The organism is Mycobacterium deserti (assembly GCF_025345615.1).
Classification (GTDB): domain Bacteria; phylum Actinomycetota; class Actinomycetes; order Mycobacteriales; family Mycobacteriaceae; genus Mycobacterium; species Mycobacterium deserti.
Genome location: NZ_JAODWD010000002.1, coordinates 509,400 through 527,261 on the forward strand (window position 1 = coordinate 509,400; position 17,862 = coordinate 527,261).

Below are 17,862 nucleotides of genomic sequence, written 5' to 3' on the forward strand. Positions count from 1 at the left end.
TTTGGGCACCGAAATCGCCATTAGGTGACGGCGGTCGGGGCGTCGACGGTCTTGACCAGATGCACGTCGGGCCGTGCGGGCACCGCGTCGGCGAGAAACCAGCGACACGCCAGGTTGCCCCGCGGATAGTCCACCGTGGTAATCGAATTCGGATGCCCGGTCATTCCGCGGGAAATGACGACCGTGACCGATCCGTCGGAGTTCGGCACCGCGCTGGAGCCGTTGACCGACGTGCGGGCGTCGGTGATTCCGGCCATGAACTGGTTCCACACCACCAGGTTCCAGAACCGACACGTCGGGGGCCGGTGGGTGACGACGAGCGCCTCGTCGTCCTCGAGCACGAAGCTGCCGTAGGCGTAGCACGCGTCGCGCGCCGACCAGCCGAAGTTGGCGTCGGGCACCTGGTACGGATCGGCGAATTCGTTTGCCACCTGCGAGATCTCATGGCCCAACTGATGCGCATCGTCAACCCGCACCCCGACTGCCAGCGGCACGATCGCGAACATGGTGCGCAGCCACGCCGCACTGGCCCGCAACGCCGCCGCGGTGCCTGCATCGCCGTGGCGGATGGGGTCGGGCTCGTCGAGCGCCTCGATCTGCCAAGACACGGGGCGGCCGATCAGCGGGTCCGCCTGATAGTCGCGGGTCACCAGCACCACGCCGTCGTCAGTGGGGCCATAGTCGAACGAGAAGTTGCCGTCTGCATCGATGTCGAGGTCGTCGTCGCGGATGAGCGCGACCACCCGGTCCGACCAGGCACCCGGCGACGGCTCGTTGTAGGCGGTCACCGAGAAGTACACGCTGTCGCCCTTGTTGCCGCTGATTCGGTAGCGGCGCTTCGGGTCGACCGGACACATGAGGTAGTAGGCGTCCGTGTTGTCCCCACCCCACCGGCGGTCGCGGCGGAACGGCGTGTTCAGCTCCACCCACACCGGCCTGCTCGGCTCGGCGAACAGGTACGTGTCGAACGCGACGCCCAACGTCGTCGCGAGCATGCGGTAGCCGTCGGCGATGTGGCGGTCGTCGGTGACCGCGCGGTCGCCGTCGAGGAACGTCCGATCGAGGCCGCCCAACGTGTCGAGCAGTTCGCGCCACGCCGTTGTGGAGTCGTGGTGCGGCGCCGGCTCGCCGGCGACATCGAGGTTGGTCATGCGCCAATGCCTTTCGTGATGAGGAGCGCGGTGTGCTCGACCCAGTCGTCGTCGAGCGCGTCCCGGCGGGTGAGCAGTCGAAGAAGCGTGATGCCTGCCATCGCCTCGACGACCTCTGCCGCGGTGACATCCGGCCGGACGTCGCCGTCGGCCATGGCCCGGTCGAGCCGTTCGGTCAGGCCGCGCGACAGGATGTCGGCGAAGCGTTCCAGCAGTGCCGTGTGCAGGGTCGCGTCCGCCGCCATCTCGGCCACCAGACCGGGCAGCGCAGCACTCGCGGCCGGTGTGGTCAGCACGGCGGCGGTCCGGCGCACCATCTCGCGTACGTCGCCCAGCAGCGATCCGGTGTCGGGCAGCTCGGTCGCGGTGCCGATGGGGAACACGGCCTCGTGCACGAGATGCGCCTTGCTCGGCCACCGCCGGTAGATGGCCGGCTTGCTGGTGCCGGCCCGGCGCGCGATCGCGTCGACCGACAGCGAGGCGTACCCCGTTGCGCCGAGCAGTTCGACCGTCGCGTCCAGCACCGCGCTGTCGATGCGGGGATTTCGGGGTCGCCCAAGTTCTACCGTCATTACGAAACTAACAGTAACATAAGTCGCTGTGACCGATACCACAGCTCCCGCGCCGGTCGAGCTCGCCGACCTGGCCGAGCCCCTCTTCCCGCCGGAGGCCGAACCGCTGCGCGCGATGATGGCCTCGATGGCGCCCGACTGTCCGCTGGACGCCGCGGTGCTGCACGCCAAGGCACGGGCCGAAACCGGACTGGACGACTTCGGCGCCGACGACTACCGCGAGCGCCTGGACGTGTACCTCGCTGCGCTACAGGAGATTCCAGGCCTGCACGGCGCGGGCGTCGTCAACTTCCACATGCAGTTGCTGCAGTGGCTGAAGAACCGGCTTCTTCTCACCGACCTGCTCGCGCGGCACCCGGAGATCCTCGACATCGAGCTGTCGCGGCCGATCGTGATCGCGGGCCTTCCACGCACCGGCACCACCCATCTGCATAACCTGCTCGCGGCCGCTTCTAGCTGTTTCCCGGCTCAGCCGGAGGCCACCTTCCGCACCATCCCGTACTGGGAGAGCAACGAACCGTTCCCGCTGCCGTCGGAGATCGGCATCGAACCGGACCCGCGCCGCACGCGGATGGACGCGGCCGTGGAGTTCATGAACCTGGTGATGCCGCACTTCGCGCTGATGCACGAGATGACGACCGAGCACGTGCACGAGGAGATTCAGCTGCTGGCCAACGACTTCTCGTCGATGCTCTTCGAGACGCTCGGATTCGTGCCGCGCTGGCGCGACTACTACCTGTCGCACGACCAAACGTCGCACTACGAATATCTCGCGACGCAACTGAAGGCCTTGCAGTACCTGCGGGGCGGGCGGCGCTGGCTGCTCAAGTCGCCCCAGCATCTCGAGCAGTTGCCGGTGCTGGACAAGGTCTTCCCCGGCGTTGTCGTCGTCGTCACGCACCGCGATCCGGTACCGGTCGCGTTGTCGATGCTCGCGATGCTCACCTACAGCGCGCGCATGCACTGCTCGCCGGTGCCGGTTGACGGCATCGCGTCGTCGTGGATCGGCCGCCTCGAGCGCATGCTCGACTCGCTGATGCGAGACCGTGCCGTCCTGCCGCCGGAGCGCTCGATCGATGTCCGGTTCGACGACTTCATGGCCGACGAATTAGGCATCGCCGCAGCAATTTACGAGCTTGCCGGCGAACCGCTGACCGACGCGGCGCGCCAATCGATGGCGGACTACCTCGCCCAGCATCGACGCGGTCGGCTCGGCACCGTCGCGACGTCGGCGGAGATGTTCGGCCTCGATCCGGCCGACCTACGACGACGGTTCGCGCCGTACATCGAGCGCTTCCTGTCCTGAGCGGTCAAAGGTGGCGCACCAGGCCGACGAGCACGCTCATCAGCAGCCCCACCAGACCGATCGCGGTGACGAGACCTCCGAAGATGACCATGTCCCGAGCGAAGGCGATCGCAGTCTTGGTCGACGTCCGCACCGCGTGAATCTATCGGTCTATGCCGCGTCGTCCAAGAGGCTGACTATCGCGGCGCGCAACTGCTCGACATCGACGTGCTCGGCGATAAGGCCGACGGTGAACGGGTCGCCGCCTCGCAGGATGCCGAGCAGAACGTGTTCTGCGTCGATGGTCTTGTCCTTGTGCGCCAACGCCTCCCGCAGCGACAGCTCGAGGACCTTCTTGGCCGACTTCGTGAACGGGATGTGTCCGCGCCGACGCGGGCGCCGACCCGACATCCGCAGCGCGTTGTCCCACGCGTCCGGCCCGAAATTCTGCGCCACCCGGTCGCGGATCGCACGCAGATCGATGCCGATCGACTGCAGCGCCTCGGCATCGGACTCGAATGAGTCGTCCGGCGCATCAGCAGGCTCCAAGCGGCGACGGATTCCTTCACCTGTCACGTCGTAGTCGGCCAGCAGACCCGAGAGATCGCGGCCTGCGCTCTGCAACACCCCGACGAGTAGGTGCTCCGGCCGGATCTGTCCGCAGTTCAGCTCACGCGCCTCCTCCTGGGCCAGCACGACCGCGATCCGGGCGTTGCGGCTGAATCGCTCGAACATCGTCATCTCCTCCGGTTGTACTTCTGGTGAACGGCCTGCCTGCTGACGCCCAGCGCCGCCGCGATGGCCTGCCAACTCCAGCCCTGCTCGCGGGCGTTCGCGACGTGGATCGCCTCCAATCGGAGCTGCGCCCGTTGCAGCGCCCCCACGCTGGTCAAACCGATCTCGGGATCAGTGCTGGTCAGCGCGTCGACGTCGATCATGCTGTCAATGTTAGTTGACAGCATGCTGACCTGACAATCGTCGCCGCTGGTTGTCGCTACCCTGGCCCGGGTATGCAAGGCTGTCCGCCGCCTTTGGAAAGGGATTCATGACAGCAGCACCGGGCCGTGCCCAGCTCGATCGTCGGGACCTCGCGGACGCGCAGCGGATCGTCACCGCGGTGTCCGACGCCTTCTCGGCCAAAGTGGTCGGTCAGGAGAACCTGCGTGAGTCCCTGCTGATCGCCCTTTTGGCCGGCGGACACATCCTCATTGAAAGCGTGCCCGGCCTCGCGAAGACCACCGCCGCGCGAGTCGTCGCCGAATCCGTCCACGGTGGCTTCCGGCGCATTCAGTGCACTCCGGACCTACTGCCCAGCGACATCATCGGCACGCAGGTGTACGAGTCGGCGACCAACTCCTTCGTCACCCAATTGGGACCGGTCCACACCAACATCGTGTTGGTCGACGAGATCAACCGCTCGAGCGCCAAGACGCAGAGCGCCATGCTCGAGGCGATGGAGGAGCGGCAGACCACCATCGCAGGAACGGTCTATCCGATCCCCGAGCCGTTCCTGGTGATCGCCACACAGAACCCGGTGGACCAGGAAGGCACCTACCCCCTGTCGGAGGCCCAGACCGACCGATTCATGCTCAAGGACGTCGTGCACTACCCCTCCCCGGACGAGGAGGTGGAAGTGATGGCCCGGATGGACGCGGGGTTGTACGACAAGAGCCACCGCAGCCGCCCGGTCGTCAGCCTCGACGATGTCCGACGGCTTCAGGACGTCGTGCGCCACGTCCACATGGACCGTGCGCTGATGCACTACGCCAGTCAGCTCGTCGCCGTCACCCGCGAGCCGCAACAGGTGCTGGCCGCGCAGTACGCACGGCTTGTCGAGTACGGCGCCAGCCCACGGGCCACCATCGCGTTCTGCAAGGCCGCCCGTGCCCTGGCCCTGCTGTCCGGGCGCGGCCACGTCATGCCCGACGACATCGCCAAGCTCGCACATCGCGTGCTGCGGCACCGATTGATTCTCGGGTTCGAGGCGGCCAGCGCAGGCATCACGTCCGAGACGATCATCGACGCTGTGCTGCAAGCGGTTCGGGTGCCGTAGGCACGGCGTGGGCAAGCACCTCAACAGGGCGAAGGCGCATTTCGGCGCCGACACCCGCGGCATGCTCGAGGGCGGCCGCTACGCGTTGTTGCACACCCGAAGCCTGGAGTTCGACGACCTGCGGCCCTACGTGCCCGGCGACGACGTTCGCGACATCGACTGGAAGGCCTCCGCGCGCTCCGGGCACGTGCTGATCAAACGATTCGTCTCGGAGAAGCACCACAAGATTCTGCTCGTGGCCGACGCAGGCAGAAACATGTCGGCGCTGACTCCGAGTGAAGAGGCCAAACGCGATGTCGCCGCTCACGTTCTGGGTGCGATCGGGCTGATCACGCTCAGGCGTTCCGATCAGATCGGGATGGTGTACGGCGACACCCGCGGCTGTGTGAACATGCGTCAGCGCCGCGGCGAGACGCACATCGAGAGCATGCTGCACCGGTTCTACGGCCACACCCTCGACCGACCCGGTCCCAGTGACATCGTGTGTCAACTGGAGTACGTGGCAACGCATTACCGCCACCGCATGCTGGTGGTAGTCGTCTCGGACGAGCCCGAGGTGGACGCGCGCCTCGACGACGTCGTCACGCGGTTGGCCGCCCGGCACGACGTGATGTGGGTGATGGTCGCCGACATGCCCGCGCTGGGGCATGCGAACGGCTACGACGTCGCTTCGGGGCGCTTCGTCCTCAACAGCGCGGTGCTCGGGCCGCGGGTGGTGGCCGCGTACCGGCGCGCCGAGCAGGCGCGGGTCCGCGATCTCCGCGAGTTCATGACCACACGCGCCGTGCCCTACGCCGTCGTCCGCGGCAGCTCCGAAATCCGCGCCCGGCTCGTCGAATTGACCGAGGTGTTCGCCCGTGCCGGATGACCTTCTGCGGTTCGTCAGCGGACCGACGCCGTACTCGGCGTGGTGGCTGTGGCTCGGGGCGGCCCTATTGTTGATCGTGATCGGTTGGTATGTCGGCGTTTTCGTCTGGACGATGCCGTCGAGCCGGCTGCGCCATCTACGCGGGATTCGGTCGGTGCACGCCCGGATGCTGCGACGGCGGTTCGCCCGGACCGTCGGGTCCGTCGGGGCACGATATCGCTCCGGTGAACTGTCGGCGAGCGAGGCAGGAGCACAGATGAGCCGCACCCTGCGCAGCTTCCTGCATCAGGCGACGGGCACACCGGCGCAGTACATGCACGTCGACGACATCGAATCCAGTGAACTCGCGGCCGCCGCCCCGACGTTCTCCGCGCTCAACGATGCGCAGTTCAACACCGTCTCGCCGGTGGACGTCAGCGAGATCGCGTCCGCGACCGAGGAGTTGATCCTCTCGTGGCCCTGACATGGTGGCCCCTCGCAGCCGTCGGATTCGCCTGTCTGACAATCGCCGTCGCCATGGCGGTGCTGCTGCCCATGGAACAGGTGCGCAGGCAGCTGCGACCACTGGCCAACACGTCACGGCTGACCCGTCTACCCGAATACGCCCGGCTGGCCCGCGCCAGGACGCTGTCCATGGTTGCTGTCATCGTGCTCCTCGTCGTACTTTTCTCAGCAGCCATGCTGGCCAGTGCGCGGCCGAGTGCTTGGTGGTGGTCGTCCACCGCATCCGATGCGCCGGAAGACATCATGCTGTGCGTCGGGGACCCCGTCACCGACGAGGCCACCGCGGAGTTCCTCTCCTACTTCGCCCAGCAGACGCGAACGTTCGGCACCCAACGCATCGGGCTGACGTCACAGAACCGGCGCGTCGTTCCGCTGACCCGCGACTACCAGTACGCCGCCGAGAGGTTCAACGACGCCGCCGAACTCGCGCGCCTGCAGACCCTCGACGATCTGCCGCAGGCACAGCAGAGCACCCTGCGAAACGGGGTGGCGTCGTTCTCGCCCGAGGTGACCTATGTCGACTACGCCGCCAGCGTCGACGACATCCTGGCTCTGTGCATGAGCGGGTTTCCCTCATTCGACCAGACCAGCACGCACCGTCGCTCACTGATCTACCTCGGCCCTGGTGAGCTCCGCCGTCCCGACGAGACCCGCCCGTCGCTGTACAGCGATCAGCAGATCACCGATATGGCGAAAACCGCAGGGATTCAGCTCAACGCCATCGCGTCCACGACACCCGGGTCGCTGCGATCAGTCGTGGAATCGACTGACGGACAGTACTTTTCGATAAGCGCCCGCGACCGCGACATGGCGGTTGACCTCGCCGCCATCCGCGCGAAGCCACCCGCCGCAAGCCAACCCGCGTCGAGCACCGTCGTCGGCTGGCTCGGCGATTCGCCGGCGGCCCCCCTCATCGTGGCTGTCGTCGCTTCGATGCTGCTCTGTCTGTCGCTGATGGTGCTGAGACGATGACGTTTGCGCCCGTTCTGCCGGCGGCGATCCTCCTCGTGGTCGCCGCGGTGGTGATACTGCTCCGACTGCTGACCATGTGGCAGTTGGCCAGTCGCGCAGGCCAGCGCTGGGGAACGGTCTGGCGGTGGTCGGGGTTGACGCTGGCGATGCTGCTGCTGTTGATCGCCGCGGCACGCCCGGGCATCGACCACGGCGACCGGGAGGCCACCGCCGCAGCACAATCAGGCGAGAACACCAACGTCTTCTTCGTCGTCGACCGGTCGACCGACTCGGATATGGCGGCGATCCGCGCCGACGTCGACGGGCTCATCGACCGGTACCCGAGGGCGCGGTTCGCGGTGATCGCGTTCGCGGCGCGCCCGTCGATGGATTGGCCGCTGTCCGAGGACGCGTTCAGCCTCAAGCCGCTGATCTCCCGTCTCTCGCCGTATCCGGCGGCCATCGGATCCGGCGACCAGGTCAACGCCGCCGCTGCAGCCAACGTGCTGCGCTATCAATTGATTGCGGCGGGACAGCAGTATCCCGACTCGCGCAGCCTGGTTTTCTACCTCGGCTCGGGTGCGACTGAGTCTCGCGCTCCGCAAGGGGAATTCGATCCGACGGCCGGTTCGGTCGACGGTGGCGCCGTACTCGGTTACGGCGCAGCGCAGGACGAGCAGGGGTTGCGCCGGATCGCTGCACAACTCGGCGTGCCGTATGAGAAGCGAGACGACGCCACACCGGTGGCCGACCTCGCGCCTGGCGGAGACCGGCAAGGCGAGACCACTGTCGGCCAGATCCCGGAACGCACGGAACTGTACTGGGTGTTCACCCTGTCCGCGGCGCTGTTGCTGCTGTTCGAGGTCTACCTGAGCATCCGTGAGTTCCGCAGCACCCGCATGGCCCGCCGGGACGTGGCGCTGTGAGGCACACTCCGAGGCGGTTGCGGTTGCGGCGTCGGCTGCTGACTTTCTCGGCACCCGTGGCTTTGGTGGCCGTGTTGATCGCGGTGAAGCTCATTTCCGTTGTCGTGGCAGGCAACTCGGCGGCGTCGCATTCCACGCAGAAGGACGCCGACGAACTGCGTGGCGATGTGTCGACGCTGAGCATCCTCAACGTGATCGAACCGGCCAAGGCGCCGTTCGCGGCAGGAACACTCGCCGTGCTCGAGGAACGGTTGGATCAGGCCGACGCGCGCTTCGCCGAGGCGCTGAATATGACCGACCCGGCCGAGTCGTGCCCGGTGCGGATCAACCTGGAACTCGTCCGCGAACGGCAGGGTGACGTCGACGCATGGGAGAACAGGCCCGATCAGGCACGCGAGCGGTATCTCAGCGCCCTTGCCCTCGTCGAGGAGGCTCCGCCGGGATGTTTCGCGGGCAACGAGGACCCCGACGCCGAACGGCGCGCGGTACGCAACGACACCGCACCCAGGCTCGCCGCCAAGATGGCCGGGTTGACCGCGCCACCACCTCCGCCACCGCCACCGGCGGCCGTGCCTCCGCCCGCGCCGCCTGCCACACCCCTGGCGCCCGCCGCACCGGAATCGGACACGCCGCGAACCGGGCTCCGGCTCAATCCGGGCGAGGGCGATCCGGTCGACCGGCTGCGTCAACTGCTCGAGGACGCCGCCGGCTAGCCCCCACTACCCCGCCAGCGTGTCGACCAACCGGTCCAGGTCGTTGTCGTTGTTGTAGAGGTGGAACCCGACGCGTACCGCGCCGGCGCGAACGGACGCGCGAATGCCCGCCTGCTTCAGCTTGTCTGCGGCGTCCGCGATCGGCAGCGAGACGATGGCCGAATCCTGCGGCGGCAGTTCCAGTTCCGACCGCAAGCGGTTCGCCAGGCCCAGGGCGTGTGACTCCACCTCGCCGCGATCCAGGGACGCGAGCCACGGCAATGTCAGGCCGGAGCCGAGCGCACTGAACCAGGTGGGCGAGATGTCGAACCGTCGCGCATCTGCGGCCAGGCGCAGCGGCAGACCATATATCGTCTGCCACGGATCCTCACCTGCGTACCAGTTCGCGGCGTGCGGCGTCACCGCGCCGATGATCCGTTCGCTCAGCGACATCCACGCCGTGCCACGCGGCGCCAACAGCCATTTGTAGACCGCGGCGGCGGTGACATCGACCCATGAGACATCGACGGCTTTCCAGCCGAGCGCCTGCGTGATGTCGATGACGGTCAGCGTGTCGGTGCCCGCGACGGTGCGGCGCAGCGTGTCCATGTCGAGCACCGCGCCGTTGGCCGACTGCACCAGACTGGCGACCACAACATCGAAATCCGCTGCTGCCGAGACCAATTCGTCAGCGGGCAATTCGGTGACCGTGACTCCTCGACTGGCCTGTGCGGCGAACGGGAACGTGGTGCTGGTGAATTCGCCCGGCAACGTCACCGCGCGGCTGCCATCGGGAATCGCGGCGGCCACCAGGCCCAGGACCCCCGATACGGTCGCGCCCATCAACACCGACTCGACGGGCAGGCCGGTCAGCGCGGCATAGCCGGCCCGCCCGTCGCGCACATAACCGTCGAACACCGGTACGTCCATGGTTCCGGCCTGCCACGAGCCGATGCAGTCGTGCAGCGCGTCGACGAGGAACCGCGGCGGCAGACCGTAGGTCGGGGAATTGAGGAATCCGTCCGCGCCGACGAACTCGGCCCCGAACGCCTCGCGCGCGGCCGTCACGGGGCGGGCGGCTGGTCGCCGCGCAGCCGGGCCTGCAACTGCTCGCGGTCCTTGCGTCTGCGTTCGTCGAACGCCGCGACGCTGGCGGTGGCACGGCGCCGCAGCGGGGCGAACAACCAGATGCCCAGCGGTAGGGCGATGACCAACGCGAACAGCAGCGCCACCACGAGCGGGAAGTCGCGCACGCCGAGCAGGTGCCCGACCCCGAAGATCAGCGCCGCCAACGCCACGACGAGCAGCAACCGGGCCGCGGCATAGATCAGCACATCCAGGACGAGGCGAGATCCCTGACGACTTTCTGACACGGCCCGAGCCTACCGAGGCACGCGTATATTCGGATTAAGGAGGTTTTCTGCTAGTGGCGTACTTGCTCCTCATCCTTGTCGTAGCCGGACTGGTCTATGTCGGCTGGCGGCTGATGCGGATGACCGCGAGCCGGCCGGGGACCCGTGTGATCGGGCCGGACGACGATCCTGATTTCCTGCGTCGGCTCGGCCACGGCGACAACCCCAGGCCCAAGCGCGACTCCTAAGCAGGCCGCCGTGGGTGGGAGAAGCCGGCGGCGACGACGGCCGCGAGCTCGAGAAGCGCCTGCCGGGTCTGCGGTTTCAGGCGCTCGAGGCTGATTTCGGCGCCCTCCTCCAGATGCGGGTCGAACGGCACCTCACGCACCGCCCGGCAGCGCCGGTTGAAGTGGTCGACGACTTTCTTCAGATCGACCTTGCCCGACCGTGGCCGCACGCCGTTGACGACGGCGATCGAGTTTCGCACCATGTCCTGATGCCCGTGCGCGTCGAGCCAGTCCAACGTCGCCGACGCACTGCGGGCACCGTCGACCGAACCGGAGCTGATCACGACCAGCACGTCCGCATTGTCGAGCACCGCCGCCATCGCCGAGTGCATCAGGCCGGTGCCGCAGTCGGTGAGCACCAGGCTGTAGAACCGCTCGAGCACTTCGAGTGTGCGGGTGTAGTCGTCGGAGCTGAACGCCTCCGACACCGCTGGGTCGCTTTCCGAGGCCAGCACCTCCAGCCGGCTAGGGCCCTGGGAGGTGTAGGCGCGGACGTCGCTGTATGCCTCGATGCCTTCGGCGTCGCGCAGCAGGTGACGCACGGTCGCGGCGGTCTCCAGCGGCACCTTCTGGCTCAGCGTGCCGCGGTCGGGGTTGGCGTCGACGGCAACCACGCGATCACCGCGGATCGAGGCCAGCGTCGCGCCGAGCGTCGCGGTGATGGTCGTCTTGCCGACGCCGCCCTTGAGTGAGAGCACCGCGATCCGGTAGCAGCCCCGCAGCGGGCGTTGCACCTGCGCGGTGAGGGTTTCGCGGCGGATCGCCTTCGGGCCCTCGCCGACGTTGAGCAGCTTGAACGAGGCCAGGTACAGCCAACGGCGCCAGCCTTCCGACGGCGGCCGTTTGCGCTGGCCCAACAGCGCGACGGTGGACAGATCCAGGTACGGCGCCGGGTCGTCGAATGCGACGTCGGCCGGCGGCGGCGTGCTCGGCAACGGCGTGCTCGGCAGCGGCATGCTCGGCAGCGGCGTGCTCGGCAGCGGCATGCTCGGCAGCGGCATGCCGTTGGGTGGCGTCGGCGCCGTCCAGTCCGGCGGCACGTCGGCGGCGGGATCGCTGAACCTGTTCTGCCCTCGGAATCCGCTTGTGCCGCCGACGTTTTCGATTGCCGTGGGGGGCGGATTCTCTGACACGCGCAAGTACTCCCGTGATCGCTGGCTCGGTCGGATTCTAGCGAAAGCGAACGGTGCTAACCCACTCCCGCGTACGAGTGCAACCCGACGGTCACCAGGTTGATGAAGAACAGATTGAAGACCATCGCGACGAACCCGGCGACGTTGATCCACGCGGCCTTCTTGTCGCGCCAGCCCGCGGTGGAGCGGGCATGCAGGTACGCCGCGTAGACCACCCACGCGATGAACGACACGGTCTCCTTGGGGTCCCAGCCCCAGTAGCGGCCCCACGCCTCCTCGGCCCAGATCGCGCCGAAGATGACGCCGAACCCGAAAACGGGGAACGCGAAGATCGTCGTCCGGTAGGCGATGCGGTCGAGGGTCTGCGCGTCCGGCAGCCGCGCCACGATGCCCGCAGCGACGCCCTCGCGCTCGGGATCTTCTTTTCCTCCTCGCGTGCGGGCGTCACCCAGCTTCGACATCTTGACCAGGAACAGGATGCTGGCCACGCCGGCGATTAGGAACACTCCGGAGCCGAGGCTGACCACCGAGACGTGGATGGGCAGCCAGTACGACTGCAGGGCGGGCATCACCGGCGCCGCGTTGGTGTACAGCCAGCGGCCCGAGACCGTCAGCAGGACCAGCACCGGAACCAGCACGAAGACCCACAGGGCGCGGTACTGCGGACGGCGCAGCACGACCGCGCCGGCGACCAGACCGCAGAAGCAGGTCAGGTTGATGAACTCGTACATGTTGCCCCACGGCACCCGCGAGGTCGACAGGCCGCGCAGCACGATGCACACGAGCAGCAGACCGATGCCGACATAGGTGAGCGCGAGACCGGCACCGCCGATGCGTTCGTCGGCCGAACGCCTCGGCGCCTCAGCCACGACACCGGGCGCGGTGCTTTCCGCCCCCACCGCCGTCGCTGCGGCTCCGACCAGCTCGCGGTGCTCGACCTTGCGGCCGCGCGAGTAGGCCAGCTCGACGGCGAGCAGCAGCAGCGCCGCAACCAGGACCACGACCGATGAGGTGAAGGCCCAGTCGGAGTAGCGGGCCAGTCCGATGTCGATCTGATCGGTGTTCATACGACCTTCTCTTCTATGGGCGGGACCGACGCGGCTTCGGGCACGAGCCGCGCTGTCAACCGCTCGAACTCGTCGCCCCACCCGGAGTTGTCGGTGCGGGCCAGCCCGCCCATCTCGACGTTCACGGTACCGGGAAGCGCGGGGGTGATCCGAACCCAGACCCGCCGCCGTCGTACGACCAACGACACCAGCAGGCCGGCCATCATGGTCATCGCGAACACCAGCACCCATATCTGCGCGGGATCGTGTGAGACCTGCACGTTGATGAACGGCACCGCGCCGTCGAACCGCACCACGGTGCCGTCGTCGAGCCGCGTCGAGTCGCCTGCATTGAGATTGACGCGGGCCTTCTTCGCGAGCCGGCCCTGGTCAATGAGACGCGGGTCGAGGGTGAACAGCGACTGCGGCCGTCCGGTGTCCAGGCCGGTGTCACCTTTGTAGATGTCGACGGCGACCGCGGGGTCGTTGAGTGCCGGGAAGCTCGACGACAGCAGGGTGCCGTGCAGCTGCTCGGTCGGCGCGAACAGGCCCTGGATCGCCAGCTGGTTCTTGCGACGCTCCCCTGCGTCGGGATACGTCCCGCCCGGCGGGTCGAAGCGCATCACTCCCGACGACAGGAACGTGAGCTGGTCGTCGGGGCGCCACTGCAGCGTCTGGGTCCGGGTTTGCCCGTCGGGGAACGTCACCGTGAAGGTCGGCGCATAGCCGTGGCCCTGCAGGTAGATCCGGTCACCGCCGACCCGCAGCGGGTGGTTCACCTCGAGCCGGTACGGCCGCCAGGTGCCGGTGGACAAGTCTTCGCCGGCCTGGAAGTCGATGTCGGCGGCGAAGGATGTTGCCTGCCCGTTCGGCAGGTAATCGGCCTGGAAGTCGTTGACGCGCAGACAGATCGGGTGCAAAGAGGTGCCGTCGACGGTATTGCCCGCCCGGAATGAGTCGAACGCTGCGGGTGAGGCAGAACAGAAGCCGGGGCCGCCGTCGGCGATGACGATGACGTTGCCCTCATAGCCGAAGAGCTTGCCCGCGGCGATGGCCACCAGCAGGCCGAGCAGCGAGAAGTGGAAGACGATGTTGCCGAACTCACGCAAATAGCCCTTCTCGGCGGAGATCTCGGTTGCGCCGTCGGTGCCCGTGCGCGTGACGGTTCGCCATCCGCGCAGTCGCTTCCTGACGGTGGCGGCCACCTCGTCCGGGGTGCCGGGGCGTTCGAGGGCGTGGTGTTTGGGCAGTCTGCTCAAGTTCCGCGGCGCGGGCACCGGGGTGGCCCGCAGGCTGCGGGCATGCTCGATCAGTCGCGGTGTCAGGCAGCCCACCAGCGAGATGAACAGCAGCACATAGATCGCGGTGAACCAGAAGCTGGAGAACACATCGAAGGCCTGCGCCCGGTCCAGCCATGGCCCGATCGTCGGGTGCTCGGCGATGTACTGCGCGACCTTGGCCTCGTTGAGGCTGCGCTGCGGCAGCAGCGCGCCCGGTATCGCCGCCAGCGCCAGAAGGAACAGCAGCACGAGCGCGGTGCCCATCGACGTGAGGGTCCGCCAGGTGTTCCGTATCAGCGCAAGCAGACGCAAAAGTGACCTATTCCCGCCATTTTTGGGCAGTTTTGCGTCTGCTCGCGCTTCGGTGGTGCTCATATCGGCAAGGTCACATCGCTGACGAACGCGTCGCGGACCCACGACACGAAGTCGTTCCACACGCCGGTGACCAACGCGGCGCCGACGAGGATCAACAGAATGCCGCCGAAGACCTGGATGGTGCGGGTGTGCCGCCGAAGCCAGCCGAGGCCCTGCACGGCGCGCGCCGATCCGAACGCCAACAGCACGAACGGGATTCCCAGGCCCAGGCAGTAGGCGATGACGAGCGCGACGCCGCGTGCCACGTTCGCACCGTCGGTGGCCGAGGCCACGGTGATCACTCCCGTCAACGTCGGCCCGAGGCACGGCGTCCAGCCCAGCGCGAAGACCGCACCCAGCAGTGGCGCACCGCCGAGCGTCGACAGCTGCCGCGGGGTGAACCGGGCCTCGCGCTGCAGCGCCGGGATGAAGCCGACGAACACCAGGCCCATCACGATGGTGACCACACCACCGATGCGCTGCAGCAGAAGCTGGTTGGTGATCAGAGTGGTCGTCATGCCCAGTACCGCGACGGTGCCCAGCACGAACACGGCGGTGAACCCGGCGACGAACAGCGCCGCTGCGCCGGCGACCCGCAGGCGTGCCGTGCGCACCGCGACCGCCGACGGCTGCTCCTCAACCCCCACCACCGCGGCGAGGTACGACAGGTAGCCCGGCACCAGCGGGACCACGCAGGGTGAGGCGAACGACACCAGACCGGCCAACACGCACACGCCCAGCGCCGCGAGTACCGGTCCGGCGGCGGCGATTTCGGCGAAGCCGGTCATGTGGCCGCCTCGTCGGGCTCGGCGGCGAGCCGCTCAACGACCGGCTGCAGGTCTTCGGCGAGCAGTTCGCGCAGGAACACCGCGGCGACCCGGTGCTCGCGGTCGAGCACGACCGTGGACGGGATGACGGTGGTCGGGTATCGGCCGCCGAACGCGATCATCGTGCGCATCGGCGGGTCGTAGATCGAGGGGAAGGTGATCTTGCGGTCGACGATGAAATCCTGTGCGGCGTCCCGGTTGTTGTCGCGGACGTCGATGCCGAGGAAGGCCACGCCCTCGGCGCGGGTGGCGTCGTACACCTGCTGCAGTTCGGTGATCTCGGTGCGGCACGGTCCGCACCACTGTCCCCACACGTTGAGGACGACGACCTTGCCGGCGAAGTCGTCGAGCGAGATGGTCTTGGCGGGGTCCATCAGGTCGGGACCCGCCAGCGCCCCGGGCTTGCCTCGACTCTGCGGCGGATCGTAGAAGATGTCGGTCTTTCCGCCGGGAGCGACGAATTCGAAAGTGCCGCCCTGGGCGACGGCGTCGTCACCGGTGGAGCATCCAGCGAGCCCGACCAGCGCCGCGCTCGCTACGATGACCGCCAGTCGCTTCACGACCCGGCCGGCTCGCTGTACTGCCAGTCGACCAGACGGTCGCCGTCGAAGGTGAACGAATTGAGCGACGCCAGTGCGCATTTGCGTTTGCGCGGATCGTGGGCAAAGCGCTTGCCGGTCATCGCCCTGCGCAGGGTCTCGACCGGCAGTTGGTGGCTGACGCACACCGCTTCGTGCCCCTCGGCCTTGACCCGCGCCCTTTCGACGGCCGACCGCATCCTGGCGGCGATGTCGACGTACGGCTCGCCCCAGGACGGCTTCATCGGGTTCCACAGGTATTTCCAGTTGCGTGGGTCGCGCAGCGCACCGTCGCCCGGTGAGACGCGCTGGCCCTCGAAGATGTTCAGCGACTCGATCAGGTCGTCGTCGGTCTCGATCGGCAGGCCCAGCCGCTCGGCGATCGGCGTCGCGGTCTCCTGCGCGCGCAGCAGCGGCGACGCGACCACCAGGACGATGTCGCGGCCGGCCAGCGCGTCGGCCACCTTCTCGGCTTGCGCCCTGCCGCGGTCGGAGAGGTGATAGCCGTCGAGCCGTCCGTAGAGGATGCCCTCCGGGTTGTACACCTCGCCGTGGCGCATCACATGAACCGTCGTCGTGCTCATGCCGGCTTCTTTGCTTCCGCAGCCGCGCGGGCCGCACCGGGAAGCGCGGCCGCGATCCGGTCGAAGGCCTCGTCGTCGAGAACCGCCGAGACGAACCAGGCTTCGAACGCGCTGGGCGGCGGGTAGACGCCGGCGTCGAGCAGCGCATGGAAGAACGGCGGGAACCGCCACGTCTCACTGGCCTTCGCCGAGGCGAAGTCGACGATCGGCTGGTCGGCGAAGAACACGCTCAACATGTTCGCGGCACGCGCGATCTGGTGCGTGACACCAGCTTCGCTCAAGGCTTGGCCGAGCAGGTTCGCGAGTCGGTCGGCATTGGCGTTCAGGCTCGCGTACACCGCGTCGTCGGCCGTCCGCAGCGTCGCCAGCCCGGCGGCCATCGCGACCGGGTTCCCCGACAGCGTGCCCGCCTGATACACCGGGCCCAGCGGAGCCAGACGCTCCATCACCTCGCGGCGACCGCCGAACGCCGCGGCGGGCAGGCCGCCGCTCATCACCTTGCCGAAGGTGAACACGTCGGCGTCAACGGGATCGACGCCGTACCACCCCGACCGGCTGACCCGGAATCCGGTCATCACCTCGTCGAGGATCAGCAGCGCTCCGTGCTCGGCCGTGATGCGCCGAAGCGCCGCGTTGTAGCCGGGCAGCGGTGCGACCGCGCCCATGTTGCCCGCGGCGGCTTCGCTGATGACGCAGGCGATCTCGGAACCGAAGCGGGCGAACGTCTCCTCGACCGCAGCGACGTTGTTGTACGGCAGCACGATGGTGTCGGCCGCCGCGGCACCGGTGACGCCGGGTGAGGAGGGCAGCCCCAGCGTGGCGACACCCGAGCCCGCGTCGGCCAACAACGCGTCGCTGTGGCCGTGGTAGCAGCCGGAGAACTTGACGATCTTGGCGCGCCCGGTGAACCCGCGGGCCAACCGGATCGCGCTCATTGTCGCCTCGGTGCCGGAATTGACCAGGCGCACCCGCTCGACCGGCGCGACGCGACCGATGATCTCGCGGGCCAGCTCGGTCTCCGAGGGGGTGGGGGCGCCGAAGGACAGCCCGTCGGCGGCCACCTTCTGGACGGCCTCGACCACGGCCGGGTGCGCGTGGCCAAGGATCATCGGACCCCATGAACACACCAGGTCGACGTAGCGGTTGCCGTCGGCGTCGGTGAGCCAGTAGCCGCGCGCGGAAGTGATGAACCGCGGGGTGCCGCCCACAGCGCTGAAGGCCCGCACCGGCGAGTTGACACCGCCGGGGATGACCGCCGACGCGTCGGCGAACAACCGCGCCGACACCTCGGTGGTGATGTGGTCAGCACGCATGGCCACCAGTGTCCCAGCCGGGGCCAGTGCGTCAACTACAGGGTGTAGTGGTCGCCCCCTCGGCCGCCGGTCCGGCCATGCGGTGGATGGTCGGTTACCGGACGCA

Annotated in this window: 22 protein-coding genes; 8 read left to right on the forward strand and 14 right to left on the reverse strand. The window is 68.0% G+C overall.

Annotated features, from left to right (window positions below; all coding sequences use genetic code 11):
* Window positions 1–20: 20 nt before the first annotated feature.
* Both N4S67_RS08670 and N4S67_RS08675 read right to left on the reverse strand, forming a co-directional pair.
* Window positions 21–1,151 (reverse strand): DUF1214 domain-containing protein, encoded by a 1,131-nt coding sequence (locus N4S67_RS08670; protein ID WP_260992540.1) that lies wholly within the window; start codon window positions 1,149–1,151, stop codon window positions 21–23.
* Entirely contained in the window at window positions 1,148–1,723 is a 576-nt protein-coding gene (locus N4S67_RS08675) for a TetR/AcrR family transcriptional regulator (RefSeq protein WP_260992541.1), read from the reverse strand. The genes N4S67_RS08670 and N4S67_RS08675 overlap by 4 nt, the downstream gene beginning before the upstream one ends.
* 115 nt (window positions 1,724–1,838) lie before the next feature.
* Here N4S67_RS08675 and N4S67_RS08680 point away from each other — a divergent pair, with 115 nt between their 5' ends.
* Window positions 1,839–3,029 (forward strand): sulfotransferase family protein, encoded by a 1,191-nt coding sequence (locus N4S67_RS08680; protein WP_260993056.1) that lies wholly within the window; start codon window positions 1,839–1,841, stop codon window positions 3,027–3,029.
* Window positions 3,030–3,033: 4 nt separating this feature from the next.
* Here the strand turns inward: N4S67_RS08680 and N4S67_RS08685 are convergent, their stop codons facing one another.
* The 3 genes from N4S67_RS08685 to N4S67_RS08695 are packed head-to-tail and all read right to left on the reverse strand — an operon-like array spanning window position 3,034 to window position 3,946.
* Window positions 3,034–3,162 carry a hypothetical protein gene (locus N4S67_RS08685; protein ID WP_260992542.1) on the reverse strand — a complete coding sequence of 43 codons (129 nt, stop codon included), beginning with the start codon at window positions 3,160–3,162 and terminating at the stop codon, window positions 3,034–3,036.
* A 17-nt stretch (window positions 3,163–3,179) separates the two neighbouring features.
* A complete protein-coding gene (locus tag N4S67_RS08690) occupies window positions 3,180–3,743 on the reverse strand; it encodes a Clp protease N-terminal domain-containing protein (protein ID WP_260992543.1) in 564 nt (187 codons plus the stop codon).
* Between the two features lie 2 nt (window positions 3,744–3,745).
* The gene (locus N4S67_RS08695; protein ID WP_260992544.1) at window positions 3,746–3,946 is read right to left on the reverse strand and encodes a helix-turn-helix domain-containing protein; all 201 of its coding nucleotides are present in this window, start codon (window positions 3,944–3,946) and stop codon (window positions 3,746–3,748) included.
* Window positions 3,947–4,053: 107 nt separating this feature from the next.
* Between N4S67_RS08695 and N4S67_RS08700 the strand changes: the two genes are divergently transcribed.
* The 6 genes from N4S67_RS08700 to N4S67_RS08725 are packed head-to-tail and all read left to right on the forward strand — an operon-like array spanning window position 4,054 to window position 9,023.
* Window positions 4,054–5,061, forward strand: a complete 1,008-nt coding sequence (locus N4S67_RS08700) for an AAA family ATPase (RefSeq protein ID WP_260992545.1) — start codon at window positions 4,054–4,056, stop codon at window positions 5,059–5,061.
* Between the two features lie 7 nt (window positions 5,062–5,068).
* A complete protein-coding gene (locus N4S67_RS08705; RefSeq protein ID WP_260992546.1) occupies window positions 5,069–5,929 on the forward strand; it encodes a DUF58 domain-containing protein in 861 nt (286 codons plus the stop codon).
* Entirely contained in the window at window positions 5,919–6,392 is a 474-nt protein-coding gene (locus N4S67_RS08710) for a hypothetical protein (RefSeq protein ID WP_260992547.1), read from the forward strand. Before N4S67_RS08705 ends, N4S67_RS08710 begins: the two co-directional genes overlap by 11 nt.
* A complete protein-coding gene (locus N4S67_RS08715; protein WP_260992548.1) occupies window positions 6,383–7,405 on the forward strand; it encodes a hypothetical protein in 1,023 nt (340 codons plus the stop codon). The genes N4S67_RS08710 and N4S67_RS08715 overlap by 10 nt, the downstream gene beginning before the upstream one ends.
* Window positions 7,402–8,310: a VWA domain-containing protein gene (locus N4S67_RS08720; RefSeq protein WP_260992549.1), complete on the forward strand. Its 909-nt coding sequence runs from the start codon at window positions 7,402–7,404 to the stop codon at window positions 8,308–8,310. Before N4S67_RS08715 ends, N4S67_RS08720 begins: the two co-directional genes overlap by 4 nt.
* Window positions 8,307–9,023, forward strand: coding sequence for a hypothetical protein (locus N4S67_RS08725; RefSeq protein ID WP_260992550.1), 717 nt, complete (start codon window positions 8,307–8,309; stop codon window positions 9,021–9,023). The genes N4S67_RS08720 and N4S67_RS08725 overlap by 4 nt, the downstream gene beginning before the upstream one ends.
* A gap of 6 nt (window positions 9,024–9,029) precedes the next feature.
* On the opposite strand, the gene N4S67_RS08730 is transcribed toward N4S67_RS08725, so the two are convergent.
* Window positions 9,030–10,070 (reverse strand): aminotransferase class V-fold PLP-dependent enzyme, encoded by a 1,041-nt coding sequence (locus tag N4S67_RS08730; protein WP_260992551.1) that lies wholly within the window; start codon window positions 10,068–10,070, stop codon window positions 9,030–9,032.
* Window positions 10,067–10,375 (reverse strand): DUF4229 domain-containing protein, encoded by a 309-nt coding sequence (locus N4S67_RS08735; RefSeq protein ID WP_260992552.1) that lies wholly within the window; start codon window positions 10,373–10,375, stop codon window positions 10,067–10,069. The genes N4S67_RS08730 and N4S67_RS08735 overlap by 4 nt, the downstream gene beginning before the upstream one ends.
* A gap of 53 nt (window positions 10,376–10,428) precedes the next feature.
* Between N4S67_RS08735 and N4S67_RS08740 the strand changes: the two genes are divergently transcribed.
* Window positions 10,429–10,602 carry a hypothetical protein gene (locus N4S67_RS08740; protein WP_260992553.1) on the forward strand — a complete coding sequence of 58 codons (174 nt, stop codon included), beginning with the start codon at window positions 10,429–10,431 and terminating at the stop codon, window positions 10,600–10,602.
* Here N4S67_RS08740 and N4S67_RS08745 read toward each other — a convergent pair.
* The 7 genes from N4S67_RS08745 to hemL all read right to left on the reverse strand — a co-directional run bounded on the left by N4S67_RS08745 (window position 10,599) and on the right by hemL (window position 17,756).
* Complete coding sequence (locus N4S67_RS08745) at window positions 10,599–11,774, reverse strand: MinD/ParA family ATP-binding protein (protein ID WP_260992554.1); 1,176 nt, start codon at window positions 11,772–11,774, stop codon at window positions 10,599–10,601. The two genes, N4S67_RS08740 and N4S67_RS08745, sit on opposite strands and share 4 nt — an antisense overlap.
* A 56-nt stretch (window positions 11,775–11,830) precedes the next feature.
* Window positions 11,831–12,841: a c-type cytochrome biogenesis protein CcsB gene (gene ccsB / locus N4S67_RS08750; RefSeq protein ID WP_260992555.1), complete on the reverse strand. Its 1,011-nt coding sequence runs from the start codon at window positions 12,839–12,841 to the stop codon at window positions 11,831–11,833.
* The gene (locus tag N4S67_RS08755) at window positions 12,838–14,364 is read right to left on the reverse strand and encodes a cytochrome c biogenesis protein ResB (RefSeq protein WP_260992556.1); all 1,527 of its coding nucleotides are present in this window, start codon (window positions 14,362–14,364) and stop codon (window positions 12,838–12,840) included. The genes ccsB and N4S67_RS08755 overlap by 4 nt, the downstream gene beginning before the upstream one ends.
* Window positions 14,365–14,471: 107 nt before the next feature.
* Window positions 14,472–15,242 (reverse strand): cytochrome c biogenesis CcdA family protein, encoded by a 771-nt coding sequence (locus tag N4S67_RS08760; RefSeq protein ID WP_260992557.1) that lies wholly within the window; start codon window positions 15,240–15,242, stop codon window positions 14,472–14,474.
* On the reverse strand, window positions 15,239–15,841 hold the full coding sequence (locus N4S67_RS08765) for a TlpA disulfide reductase family protein (protein WP_260992558.1): 603 nt from the start codon (window positions 15,839–15,841) through the stop codon (window positions 15,239–15,241). Before N4S67_RS08765 ends, N4S67_RS08760 begins: the two co-directional genes overlap by 4 nt.
* Entirely contained in the window at window positions 15,838–16,443 is a 606-nt protein-coding gene (locus N4S67_RS08770) for a histidine phosphatase family protein (protein ID WP_260992559.1), read from the reverse strand. The genes N4S67_RS08765 and N4S67_RS08770 overlap by 4 nt, the downstream gene beginning before the upstream one ends.
* Window positions 16,440–17,756: a glutamate-1-semialdehyde 2,1-aminomutase gene (gene hemL / locus N4S67_RS08775; protein ID WP_260992560.1), complete on the reverse strand. Its 1,317-nt coding sequence runs from the start codon at window positions 17,754–17,756 to the stop codon at window positions 16,440–16,442. Before hemL ends, N4S67_RS08770 begins: the two co-directional genes overlap by 4 nt.
* Window positions 17,757–17,862 lie beyond the last annotated feature (106 nt).